Annotated in this window: 11 protein-coding genes and 1 tRNA gene; 3 read left to right on the plus strand and 9 right to left on the minus strand. The window is 63.1% G+C overall.

The genetic code is table 11. The features are described from left to right. Positions 1-6: 6 nt before the first annotated feature. The 3 genes from QOL81_RS04965 to QOL81_RS04975 all read right to left on the minus strand — a co-directional run bounded on the left by QOL81_RS04965 (position 7) and on the right by QOL81_RS04975 (position 3,739). The gene (locus tag QOL81_RS04965) at positions 7-837 is read right to left on the minus strand and encodes an alpha/beta fold hydrolase (RefSeq protein ID WP_060420336.1); all 831 of its coding nucleotides are present in this window, start codon (positions 835-837) and stop codon (positions 7-9) included. Positions 838-979: 142 nt separating this feature from the next. Further along, positions 980-2,374, minus strand: a complete 1,395-nt coding sequence (locus tag QOL81_RS04970) for an MFS transporter (protein ID WP_197757114.1) — start codon at positions 2,372-2,374, stop codon at positions 980-982. A gap of 174 nt (positions 2,375-2,548) precedes the next feature. After that, positions 2,549-3,739, minus strand: a complete 1,191-nt coding sequence (locus tag QOL81_RS04975; protein ID WP_041035888.1) for a sugar transporter — start codon at positions 3,737-3,739, stop codon at positions 2,549-2,551. Between the two features lie 268 nt (positions 3,740-4,007). Here QOL81_RS04975 and QOL81_RS04980 point away from each other — a divergent pair, with 268 nt between their 5' ends. Then, a complete protein-coding gene (locus QOL81_RS04980; protein WP_041035890.1) occupies positions 4,008-4,694 on the plus strand; it encodes an aspartyl/asparaginyl beta-hydroxylase domain-containing protein in 687 nt (228 codons plus the stop codon). 17 nt (positions 4,695-4,711) lie between these two features. On the opposite strand, the gene QOL81_RS04985 is transcribed toward QOL81_RS04980, so the two are convergent. Further along, positions 4,712-5,659, minus strand: coding sequence for an aromatic alcohol reductase (locus tag QOL81_RS04985; RefSeq protein WP_169318601.1), 948 nt, complete (start codon positions 5,657-5,659; stop codon positions 4,712-4,714). Between the two features lie 86 nt (positions 5,660-5,745). On the opposite strand from QOL81_RS04985, the gene QOL81_RS04990 reads away from it, so the two are divergent. Then, positions 5,746-6,168 carry a winged helix-turn-helix transcriptional regulator gene (locus QOL81_RS04990; RefSeq protein WP_089186184.1) on the plus strand — a complete coding sequence of 141 codons (423 nt, stop codon included), beginning with the start codon at positions 5,746-5,748 and terminating at the stop codon, positions 6,166-6,168. 29 nt (positions 6,169-6,197) lie between these two features. Here the strand turns inward: QOL81_RS04990 and QOL81_RS04995 are convergent, their stop codons facing one another. The 5 genes from QOL81_RS04995 to QOL81_RS05015 all read right to left on the minus strand — a co-directional run bounded on the left by QOL81_RS04995 (position 6,198) and on the right by QOL81_RS05015 (position 11,238). Further along, positions 6,198-6,914 (minus strand): ABC transporter ATP-binding protein, encoded by a 717-nt coding sequence (locus QOL81_RS04995; protein ID WP_041035896.1) that lies wholly within the window; start codon positions 6,912-6,914, stop codon positions 6,198-6,200. Then, on the minus strand, positions 6,911-7,786 hold the full coding sequence (locus QOL81_RS05000; RefSeq protein ID WP_033635209.1) for an ABC transporter ATP-binding protein: 876 nt from the start codon (positions 7,784-7,786) through the stop codon (positions 6,911-6,913). Before QOL81_RS05000 ends, QOL81_RS04995 begins: the two co-directional genes overlap by 4 nt. Continuing rightward, positions 7,783-9,069, minus strand: a complete 1,287-nt coding sequence (gene livM / locus QOL81_RS05005) for a high-affinity branched-chain amino acid ABC transporter permease LivM (protein WP_060420324.1) — start codon at positions 9,067-9,069, stop codon at positions 7,783-7,785. The genes QOL81_RS05000 and livM overlap by 4 nt, the downstream gene beginning before the upstream one ends. A 10-nt stretch (positions 9,070-9,079) precedes the next feature. After that, positions 9,080-9,994 carry an ABC transporter permease subunit gene (locus tag QOL81_RS05010; RefSeq protein ID WP_004928592.1) on the minus strand — a complete coding sequence of 305 codons (915 nt, stop codon included), beginning with the start codon at positions 9,992-9,994 and terminating at the stop codon, positions 9,080-9,082. A 125-nt stretch (positions 9,995-10,119) separates the two neighbouring features. Next, positions 10,120-11,238, minus strand: coding sequence for a branched-chain amino acid ABC transporter substrate-binding protein (locus QOL81_RS05015; protein WP_048234441.1), 1,119 nt, complete (start codon positions 11,236-11,238; stop codon positions 10,120-10,122). Between the two features lie 455 nt (positions 11,239-11,693). On the opposite strand from QOL81_RS05015, the gene QOL81_RS05020 reads away from it, so the two are divergent. Continuing rightward, a tRNA-Asn gene (locus QOL81_RS05020) sits at positions 11,694-11,769 on the plus strand. The last annotated feature ends 189 nt before the right edge of the window (positions 11,770-11,958 follow it).

Raw genomic sequence — 11,958 nt, forward strand, 5'->3', positions numbered from 1 at the left:
GCCCCCTTAGAACGGCGAATTCTGGATAAAGGCCAGCAGATCGGCGTTGAAGCGATCGGGATCGACCTGCGCCAAGCCGTGAGCGCCGCCGGCGTAAACGTTCAGCTCCGCCTGTTGCATAAGCTTAGCGGCTTTCAGCGCCGAGGCGCCGATCGGCACGATCTGATCGGCGTCGCCGTGCACCAGTAGCGTCGGCCTGTCGATCGCCAACAGATCGGCGGTGTAATCCACTTCGGAGAACGCGCTCACGCCGTCGTACTGCCCTTTCACGCCGCCCTGCATGGCCATCAGCCAGAAGTGGTCGATCAGCCCCGCATTGCTCTCCACCTCGTCGCAGTGGAAGCCGTAGAACGGCACCGCCAGATCTTTGAAGAACTGCGAGCGGTTGCCCGCCACCCCGCTGCGAATGCCGTCGAAGGCCGCCATGGGCGCGCCTTCCGGATTGGCCGGCGTTTGCAGCATCAGCGGCGGCACGGCGCCCACCAGCACCACCTTCGCCACCCGATCGCTGCCGTGGCGGCCGATGTAGCGCGCCACTTCGCCGCCGCCGATGGCGTGGCCGACCAGGATCAGATCGCGCAGATCCAGCGTTTCAATCAGCAGAGCCAGATCGTCGGCGTATTGGTTGATGTCATTGCCGTGCCAGGTCTGATCGGAACGGCCGTGGCCGCGGCGATCGTGGGCGATCACCCGGAACCCGCTCTGGCCGAAAAACAGCAGCTGGTTGTCCCAGGCGTCGGCGGACAGCGGCCAACCGTGGGAGAACAGGATCGGCTGGCCGCGGCCCCAATCCTTGTAGAAAATGCGCGCGCCATCGGGCGCGGTGAGGATGCTCATGACATGTTCCCCGCTCGGTATTGAATTGGATTTTGTACCGGGTAACAGTACGGCAGGCGCAAAAGCAGTGATAACGGAATAATTTTCGCATGATCGCGAGTTTTTTTGCTGAAGAGGCCGGCGTCGCCGCCGGCGCAAAACGTCAGATGTTTTCCAGATCGATGCCGCGCGTTTTTGGGCCGAACAGCCCGATCACCAGCATCACGATCAGCATGCTGGCGACGATAAACGCGATCACCCCCAGCGAGCCGCCGTACTGCAAGATAATGCCGATGATGATGCTGCTGAACACCGTCGACAGGCGGCTGAAGGAGTAGCAGAAACCGACGGCGCGGGCGCGGATGTGGGTCGGGAAGATCTCGGATTGATAGGAGTGGTAGCTGTAGGTCAGCCAGGCGTTGGACCAGGTGATGAAGAAGCCGCACAGGATCAGCCACAGCGGGTTGTTCTGCAGCGCGAACAGCGAGCCGAAGATCACCGTCACCAGGCAAGACAACACGATCTGCCACTTGTTCTCCATCTTGTCGGCGTAGAAGCTGCACAGCAGCGAGCCCAGCGGGTAGGCCAGCGTGATGAAGAAAGCGTACAGCAGGCTGTGGGTGACCGAAGCGCCCTTGCCCGACAGCAGCGCCGGCAGCCAGTTGCCGAAGCCGAAGAAGCCGATGGCCTGAAAGAAATTCATCACCACCAGCATCAGCGTGCGATCGCGGTACTGCGGCGCCCAGATATCGCGAAAGCGGCCGTGCAGCGGCGCCCCCTCGGCATCGTCAGCCGGGCGCGACGGGAAGTCCGTGGCCGCCACGCCGCAGCGCCGCTCCATATCCCGCATCACCTGCCGGGCCTGCGCATAGCGCCGCTGCTGCACCAGCCAGCGCGGCGACTCCGGCAGCCCCTTGCGCACCAGCCAAATCACCAGCGAAGCCAGCGCACCGGCGATCACCACGTAGCGCCAGCCGCTCAGGCCCCAAATCGTCTGCGGCACCAGCCACCAGGACATCAGCGCCACCGCCGGCACCGACAGGAACTGCACGAAGAACGCGAAGGCAAAAGCCCGGGTGCGCAGATGCGCGGGCACCCACTCCGTCAGGTAGGTATCGATGGTCACCAGCTCAATGCCGAGCCCGACGCCCACCAGAAAGCGCAGAAAGATCACCCACTCCGCCTGCTGTTGAAACGCCAGCAGCAGCGAGAAGGCGCCATACCAGATCAGGGCGAACATGAAGGTGGCGCGGCGGCCGAAGCGATCGGCGTACGGGCTCAGCAGGCTGGCGCCGACGAACAGGCCAAGAAAGGTGGCGGCGGCGAAGGCCGCCTGGTCCGACACGCCGAAGACCCCCTGTGCGCCGGTGTGGAAAATGCCGTCGGCGATAAGGCCGGTGCTGATATAGCCGGTCTGGAACAGATCGTAGAGTTCGAAAAAGCCGCCCAGCGACAGCAGAATGATAAAGCGCCACAGGCCGGCCGACGCGGGCAAGGCGTCGATTCTGGCCGCCAAATCCCGCGCATGGATCGGCGACGCCGCTACAGAGTCACTCACCGTTAACCTCGCATTAACATTTTTGATGACTTTCTATGCTAGCGAAGCGGCGTCGGAGTTAAATTTTTAATTAGCAGACTATGAAAAAAAGTTAAGCATAAAACGCTGCAGCAGCCTGTTTTATAGCAGGAAAATGCAACCTGGGATGCCGCAGCGGCATCCCGAATCGGTGGCTTAACGGCTGGGGTGCTGCTGCAGCCGTTCGCTGCGGTAGAAGCTCAGCAGGCACCAGCCGAGGGCGATCAGCGCCAGCGGCGCGGCGACGAAGCCGATGTTGCCCATGCCCAGATGCAGGCTCACCTGGTTGCCCAGCAGCGCCCCGCTGCCGATGCCGAAGTTGTACAGGCCGGAGAAGATCGCCATCGCCACGTCGGTGGCGTCCGGCGCCAGGCTCAGCACTTTGGCCTGCATCGACAGGCCGATGGCCATGATCGCCATGCCCCAGAAGATGCACAGCACGGTCAGGTGGCTTTCGCTGCCGGCGGCCGGCAACAGCAGCAGCAGGCTCAAGGCCAGCAGCGCGATGGCGCCGATAAAGAAGCCGGAAGGAAAACGCTCGCTGTAGCGGCTGAACAGCAGGCTGCCGACGATGCCGGCGGCGCCGAACAGCAGCAGCATCAGCGTGGTGAAGTTCTCCGACAGCCCGGCCACGGTCTGGATAAACGGCTCGATGTAGCTGTAGGCGGTGAAGTGCGCCGTCACCACGATGACGGTCAGCATGTACAGCGCCAGCAGCGCCGGGCGTTTGAACAGCAGCGGCACGCTGGCCAGCGAACCGGAGTGCTCGCTTTTCAGCACCGGCAGCAGGCGCCACAGCAGCACCAGCGCCAGGGTGGCGCACACCGCGATGCCGATAAAGGTCATGCGCCAGCCGAGCAGCTGCCCCACCACCCGCCCGAGCGGCAGCCCGAGCACCATCGCCAGCGCGGTGCCACCCGCCAGCAGGCTCAGCGCCTGGGCTTTCTTGCCCGGCGGCGCCACACGGATCGCCAGCGAGGCGGTGATCGACCAGAACACCGAGTGCGCCAGCGCCACGCCGCCGCGCGAGATGACCAGCGTGGTGAAGTTCCAGGCCACGGCGGTCAGCACGTGGCTGGCGATAAACAGCATGAACACGCCGATCAGCAGCTTGCGGCGCTCGATTTTGCTGGTCAGCAGCATGCACGCCAACGAGGCGGCGGCGACGATCCAGGCGTAGATGGTGATGATCAGGCCGACCTGTTCGGTTTGCATCGAGAAGCTGGCGGCGATGTCGCTCAGCAGACCGACCGGAATAAATTCGGTGGTGTTGAAGATAAAGGCCGAGACGGCGAGGATAACCACGCGCAACCAGGCGGTTGAGCGCGAAACGGGAGTGTGTTCCATGGTAAACAAAATCCGGACAGGTGCGGGCAAGTAGCGATATTTTAACCAACCGGCCCGCTAAATGCGATACGCGTCACACTTTAATTATGTGGTTTTTTTCGCCGCATTTCGACACATTCGCAGACACACGGTTGCACAAATGCTGTGCTAATCTCTTGAAGCGTACCAATTTTTCCTGCCGCTCTTCCCCTCCGGCCGCCGCAGACGACGCGCCGCGCCGAAGAACCGCGCGCAGTGTCCATTTGGCGTTTTCTGAGGCGAGGTCATTATGTCCGCGATTTATGATTGGTCCGTGCTCGCATTGCGCAATGTTTACGATCGCCGTATTCAGGGCAAGCCGGTGCTCGACAGCGCCGCGCTGTTCCCCGACGCCGAACGTTTCACCGCCCAATGGCGGCAGATCCGCGAGGAGGCGCTGACCGTCGCCCACGATCTGCACAATATTCCCCGTTTTCACGAGATCATGATCCAGCAGGAATCGATCTCCGCCAACGACGCGCGCGACTGGCGCATGTTCATCATGAAGGCCTACGGCCAGCCGATCGCCCGCAACCTGGCGCGCTGCCCGACGCTGGCAGCGCTGATCGCCTCGTCGCCGGACGTGCTGTCCGCCTCGCTCTCCTTCCTGGCGCCCGGTAAACAGGTGCCGCCCCACCGCGGGCCGTTCCGCGGCATTCTGCGCGGCTATCTGGTGCTGGACATGCCCAAACGCGCCGACGGGGTGCCGGCGGCGGTGCTGAAAGTGGACGGCCGCGAATACCGGCTGCACGAGGGGGAGTTCATGCTGTGGGACGATACCTTCGAACACGAGGTGTGGAACGACAGCGCGCAGGTGCGCACCGTGCTGCTGCTGGACATCCGCCGCCGCGACATGCCCGGCGGGCTGCGGCTGCTCTCCAGCGCCATCATCGCCCTGGTGCGGCTGAACGTGCGCTGGATGCAGCGCCAGTTCTGAGTCCGGCGCTCAGGCGACTAACCGTCCTGAGCGGTCGGGCATTGTTGCGCCAGCCACTGCTCGGCGGTGGTGGTGGCTATGCCCTGGCGCGCATTGAAGGTCTTCGCTTTATCCCAGGCCACGCCGTCGGGCCGGGCGAAAGCCAGCCGGTATTTGGCGCCGACGTCACGCGGATGGTTCAGCACCTCCTCCTGCAGCCGCTCTTTGTTCAACAGGACTCTGTTGACCTCAACGCCCCAGTGCGCCTGCATGACATCGGCAAGCTCGCGGTAGGTCAACGTGTCCCCGGCGATATAGACCACCTGGTTGCGAAACGCGGGCCGATGGAAAAAAATCGCGGCCGTCAGCCGGCCAATGTCCTCGGGGGTGGTCAGCGTCACCGCGTAACGCCAGTCGCCCAGCGCGCGCACCGTTTTGCTTGCCGCGTCCACCACGCCAAAGCCGGGGTCAAACAGGTAGCTGGTGAAAATGCCCGTGGAAACAATCACCCACTCCGTCGCACGCTGCGCACGCAGCAGATGGCGCACCTCGAGCTGTTCATCCCACACCTGTTGCCCGCTGCCTTTACCCACGACATCGTAATCTACGCCAAACTGCCACGGGAAATAGCGCGCCACGCCCGCCTGCAAGACGGCCTGGGTGATCTTTATCTGCGTGCCCGCCCCGCCGACAAAGCCGCTGCAGTTGATCACCGCGTCGAAGGAACGGAATAGCGCACTCAGCGCCTCCACGCTGTTTTGCTGCAGATCGCCTTCCACCACGGCGATGCCGAGCCGCGCCAGCGCATCCCGCCGCGCCCGATGCGGGCCGCTGACGGCGCGGGCGGCCTCCGGCCGCAGCAGCACGCTGATGTTTAAAGCGTGGTGTAACCGGGCCTGCCGGCTCATCGCGCGCAATACCGGCAGCCCCAGTTCACCGGCGCCGAGTATGAGCACGGTATTGATGGATGGATTTGTGGATTTCATTCTTGCCTCCTGTCTTGACACTGCGCCATCCTGACAGCTGACAAAAACGGGTTCAATTAGGTACACGCGTGATACCGGAGAGGAATATGACGAACGATCGGGAAGCGCTGCTGCAATTTTCGCAGGCGTTCTGTGAAGAATTGAGCAACGACGATGAAGGGTTGAAGCGTGAGATCCTCGCGCATGCGGGCAACCGTTGGTCGCTGGGGGTATTGCATATCCTGGGCACCCACGGGCCGCTGCGCCACGGCGAGATAGGCCGCCAATTAGCGGGCGTGACGCAGAGAATGCTGACGCGGACGCTGCGCCATCTCGAACGGGACGGGCTGATATCGCGCTGCGATTATCAGGAAAAGCTGCCCCGCGTGGTTTACACCATCACCGACGCGGGGAAAGAGATGCTGCTCAACATGCTGCCGCTCTGGTCGTGGATTATCGCCTCCGCCGACGCCTTCAGGGCGGCCCGCTCGCGCTACGATGAGCAAGAACGAAGCGCCGCCGGGGGATGAACGCGGGCCTCCCTGCCCAAGGGCGGCGCTCAGCCGCCGCCCAGATAGGCCTTTCTCACCTCCGGATCGTTCAACAGCTCTTGCCCGCTGCCGGTGAGGCGGATCTGGCCGTTGACCATCACATAGCCGCGATCGGACAGCTTCAGTGCATGGTTGGCGTTCTGCTCCACCAGAAACAGCGTCATGCCGCTGCGGGTCAGCTCGCGCAGCACGCCGAAGATCTGCCGCACCACGATCGGCGCCAGCCCCAGGCTCGGCTCGTCCAGCAGCAGCAGCTTCGGCCGGCTCATCAGCGCGCGGGCGATCGCCAGCATCTGCTGCTCGCCGCCGGACAGGGTCATCGCCCGCTGGTTGCGCCGCTCCTTGAGGCGCGGAAACAGCTCGAACATGCGCGGCAAATCCTCTTCCAGATAGCGATTGCCGACGGTGATGGTGCCCATCAGCAGGTTCTCCTCCACGCTCATGTCCGGAAAGATGCGCCGCCCCTCCGGCGCCTGCGCGATGCCGCCGGCCGCCACGTAGTGTGTGGAGCGGCGGCTGATGTCCTCGCCGCCAAACAGGATCTGCCCGCCGGCGATACGCGGCTGGCCGAAGATCGACATCAACAGCGTGGATTTGCCCGCGCCGTTGGCGCCGATCAGCGCCACCGTCTCCCCGGCGTTGACCTGCAGCGACACCTGGCGCAGCGCCTGGATCGGCCCGTAAAACACGTCCACTTCGCGAAATTCCAGCATCGCTTCGCTCATCCCGCCAGCTCCTCTTCGTCCGCGCCCAGGTAGGCGGCGATCACCGCCTCGTTGTGCTGGATCTCCTGCGGCGTGCCGCGGGCGATCACGTCGCCGTGATCGAGCACGATCACCCGATCGGAGATCTCCATCACCATGCCCATGTCATGCTCGATCAGCAGCACCGTGATGCCGTGATGCTGGCGCAGAAAACGGATGATGCGGCTCAGCGTGGCCGTTTCCACCGGGTTCAGCCCGGCGGCCGGCTCGTCGAGGCAGATCATCTCCGGCGCGGTGCACATGGCGCGCGCGATCTCCAGCCGCCGCTGCTGACCGTAGGACATCTCCCCCGCCAGCCGGTTGGCGCAGTCCACCAGATCCACCACCTCCAGCCAGTAGAAGGCGTGATCCAGCGCAGCGCTCTCCGCCCGGCGGTAGCCCGGCGTATTCAGCACCCCGGCGATCAGGTTGCGGTTGCTCTGCATGTGCTGCGCCACCAGCAGGTTCTCCACCACCGACATTTCCCGGAACAGGCGGATATTCTGGAAGGTGCGCGCCAGCCCGGCGCGGTTGACCAGGTGGGTGCCGCCGAACATCTTGTAATAGAGGCGCGAGCCGAGCCGCTTCGGGCGTATCCAGTCGCCGGCGCGAAACTTCTGCCCCAGCACCTGGATCACGTCGGTCGGCCGCTTGTGGGTATTGAGCAGGATCGCGCCGCCGCTGGCGCGGTAAAAGCCGGTCAGGCAGTTGAACACCGTGGTCTTGCCGGCGCCGTTGGGGCCAATCAGGGCGGTGATGGAGCCGCGCTCCACCTCCAGATTGACGTCGTTCAGCGCCTTGATGCCGCCAAAGCGCATCATTAGGTGCTCCACCCGCAAAATGGCGTCGCTCATGGCGCCACCCCCTTGCGTTCGGCGAAGCTGGCGCGGCTGATGCGCACCAGCCCGCGCGGCCGCCAGATCATCATCGCCACCATCAGCACGCCGAACAGCAGCACCCGGTATTCCGCGAAGCTGCGCAGCAGCTCCGGCGCCACCGTCAGCACGAAGGCCGCCAGCACCACGCCGAGGGTGGAGCCCATGCCGCCCAGCACCACGATCGCCAGGATCAGCGCCGATTCGAAGAAGGTGAACGAGGTCGGATTGACGAAGCCCTGATAGGTGGCGAAAAACACCCCCGCCAGCCCGGCGGTGGAGGCACCCAGCATAAACGCCGACAGCTTCACCAGCACGTGATTGAGCCCGAGGGAGCGGCAGGCGATCTCATCCTCGCGCAGCGCCTCCCAGGCGCGGCCGATCGGCATGCGCGTCAGCCGGTGCTTGATGTACAGCACCAGCAGCACCACCAAAAACAGCACCGCGTAAATGAAAATGAACTTGAGGTTGGGGTTGTAATCGATGCCGAGAAACTCGTGGATCGGCACCCCGCCGTCTTTGGCGCGGCGGCCGAACTCCAGGCCGAACACCGTCGGCGCCGGCACCGAGACGCCGTTCGGCCCGCCGGTGAGCGACATCCAGTTGTTCAGCACCAGCCGGATGATCTCCCCAAACCCCAGCGTGACGATCGCCAGGTAGTCGCCGTGCATGCGCAGCACCGGAAAGCCCAGCAGCGCGCCGGCCAGCGCCGCCATCAGCGCCCCCAGCGGCAGCATCGCCCAAAATCCCAGCCCGAGGTACTGATAGCCCAGCGCCAGCCCGTAGGCGCCGATGGCGTAAAACGCCACGTACCCCAGATCGAGCAGCCCCGCCAGGCCGACCACGATATTCAGCCCCAGGCCGAGCAGCACGTAGATCAGGCCGAGGATCGCCACCGTCAGCAGGTATTTGGTGGCGACGAAGGGAAACAGCAGCGCGATCGCCGCCATCAGCGGCAGGATCCAGCGCAGGTTGGATTTATAGCCCAGCGGCCGCACGTAAACGCCGTCGTTGCCGCCGTCGAAGCGCGCCAGCACCCTGCGCCCCGGCGCGGTTTGCAAGAACAGGCTCAGCAACAGCCGCCCGGCCATCACCGCGATGATAATCCACACCAGCCGGTGCGGCTCGAAGTTGAAGCTGTAGCCGTTCAGCACGATGCCGACGATCGGCCCGAACACGATCAGGGCGATCAGCCCGGCCAAGACGGCGTCCAGCAGGCTGCGTTTAACGTCCAGCCCGCCGTTGATCACGGATTGCGACATGGCGTTCTCCTTAAACCTTGGCGATCAGCGGCCGGCCAAGCAGGCCCTGCGGACGGAAGATCAGGATCGCCACCAGCAACCCGAAGGAGAACACGTCCTTGTAATCCGAGTTCACCATGCCGGCGAACTGCGCCTCCGCCACCCCGAGCAGCAGCCCGCCCAGCATGGCCCCCGGCAGCGAGCCGATGCCGCCCAGCACCGCGGCGGTGAAGGCCTTGATGCCGATGATAAAGCCGACGTAAAAATCGAAGGTGCCGTAGTTCATGGTGATCAGCACCCCGGCCAGCCCGGCCATGGCGGCGCCGATCACGAACACCAGCGAGATCACCCGATCGGTATTGATGCCGAGAATCGAAGCCATTTTGCGATCCTGCTGGGTGGCGCGGCAGATGCGCCCCAGCCGGGTGCGCTGAATGATGTAGGTGAGGATCGCCATGCCGAGCAGCGACGCCACCAGAATAAACACCTTGGTGTAAGTGATCTGCACCACGCCGCCGTCGAACTCCAGGCGGAACACGCCGCTCAGCAGCGTCGGGATGCCCTGCTGGCGCGGCCCCTGGCTTATCTGCGCGTAGTTTTGCAGGATTAACGACATGCCGATGGCGGAGATCAAGGGCGCCAGGCGGGTGGAGTTGCGCAGCGGCTTGTAGGCGATGCGCTCGATCACCCAGCCGTACACCCCGGTGATGACGATGGTGAACACCAGCGTGCCGAGGATCAGCAGCGGGAACGAGTGCAGCCCGAAGAACGACAGCAGCGCCAAGCCGATGGCGCACAGGTAGGCGGAGATCATGTACACCTCGCCGTGGGCGAAGTTGATCATGCCGATGATGCCGTAAACCATGGTGTAGCCGATGGCGATCAGGCCATACACTGCGCCAAGGGTCAGGCCGTTGATCAGCTGTTGCAGAAAGAATACATCCATAATGAGCAGTCTCGCCTGGTAAGGCCGCCAACGCAGTCCGACGCGGCCCAAAGGTCATCGCGGAACGGGCTCGCCTGAGCGGCGAGCCCGTCGGTCATAGGGTTACAACTTCAAGGTTCGGCCGTTTACAGCTGGTGATATTTGCCCTTGTCATCCCATTGGTAGACCACGTAGTCCGAGACCTTCAGGTCGCCCTTCTGGTCCCAGGCCTTCTTGCCCATCACGGTGTCGACGTCGTGCGACTTCAGCCATTCGGCGGCCTTGGCGCTGTCTTTGCCGCCAGTGGCGTTGAAGGCGGCGGCGATCGCCTGGATCGAGGCGTAGGAGTAGAGGGTGTACCCTTCCGGTTCAAAGCCGCTGGCGCGGAACTTGGCGATCACCGCCTTGCCTTCCGGGATCAGGCGCGGATCGTTGCCGAAGGTCATCAGCACGCCGTTGGTGTACTGCGGCCCGCCGGCGGCGGTCACCAGCTCTTCGGTCACCACGCAGTCGCCGGAGAAGAACTTGGCGGTCACGCCCTGCTCGCGCATCTGGCGCACCAGCGGCCCGGCTTCCGGATGGCAGCCGCCGAAGTAGACCACGTCCGGCTTGACCGAGGCGATCTTGGTCACCAGCGCGTTGAAGTCTTTCTCGCCGCGCGACAGCCCCTCATACAGCACTTCTTTGACTCCGCGCTTGTTCATCGCCGCCTTGGCGGCATCCGCCAGCCCCTGGCCGTAGGTGTCTTTATCGTGGATCACCGCGATGCGTTTGGCCTTCAGGGTATCCAGCATGTAGTTGGTGGCGATCGCGCCCTGCTGATCGTCGCGCCCGCACATGCGGAACATGGTCTTCATGCCGCGCTCGGTGATTTGCGGGTTGGTGGAGCCGGGGGTGATGGCGATGATGCCGGCCTCGTCATACACCTCGGAGGCGGGCATGGTGGAAGAGGAGCAGAAGTGGCCGACCACCGCCGAGACCTTGTCCTGATCCACCAGCCGGTTGGCCACCGCGACCGCCTGTTTCGGTTCGCAGGCGTCATCCCCCTGCACCAGCTTGATTTTTTCCCCTTTGATGCCGCCGGCGGCGTTGATGTCCGCCGCCGCCTGCGAAGCCCCGCGCCAATACTGATCGCCATAGGTGGCGTTCGGCCCGGAGAACGGCCCGGCGACGCCGATGACGATATCGGCCTGCGCGGAAAACGCCGTACCTAAACAACCGATGAGCAAAGCAGCGAGCGGACTTTTTATCAATTTCGATGACATTGTTATCTTCCTCAGCACTGTTGTAGCGAAACGCCCGGGGGCGCGGATCAGTCACTTTATGTGTAGACGGGGAAAATAATTTTCTTGAGAGCGCAGTCGCATTCCCCAAAAATGGGTAAGCAAAAATCCAGCCATTGTGACGACGAATACATATTGTTTGCTTATTCATCCTACATATCAGTGGCGGCGCGGCGTGTGGCGGGGATAACGGTGTCAGGGCCGTACGGCTAACGTGAGAGGGGGCATGAGAGGGAGAGTGGCCCTGCACCATCGCCGTGCAAGGGCTTGTGCAAGCGATGTGACAACGAGACAGGCGGGAAAAATCAGCGCCTGCCGGCGAAAGATGCCGAAAAACAGCGCAAGGTGCTCATTCCCTCAGCAAACGCACTTTTTTTGCAGTTTAGCGCTTTGACAAACCCCAGGCGCCCCGCTATTATTCGCCCCGTTCACACGATTCCTCTGTAGTTCAGTCGGTAGAACGGCGGACTGTTAATCCGTATGTCACTGGTTCGAGTCCAGTCAGAGGAGCCATATTTAGAGAAGCCCGCTCAGGGAAACCCGAGCGGGCTTTTTGCTTTGCATAACACGATGTCACTCATCCTATCGTTATTTATCTATTAATTTCCGTCCTTATTTTATTTCATTAGCGAAGCGCTCTTCATTAACACCGCGCCGTATTGGACAGAAATCCTTATTCAAGCTAGATGTATATTATACCGT

It is taken from the genome of Serratia sp. CC22-02 (assembly GCF_900182895.1).
Lineage (GTDB): Bacteria > Pseudomonadota > Gammaproteobacteria > Enterobacterales > Enterobacteriaceae > Serratia > Serratia nevei.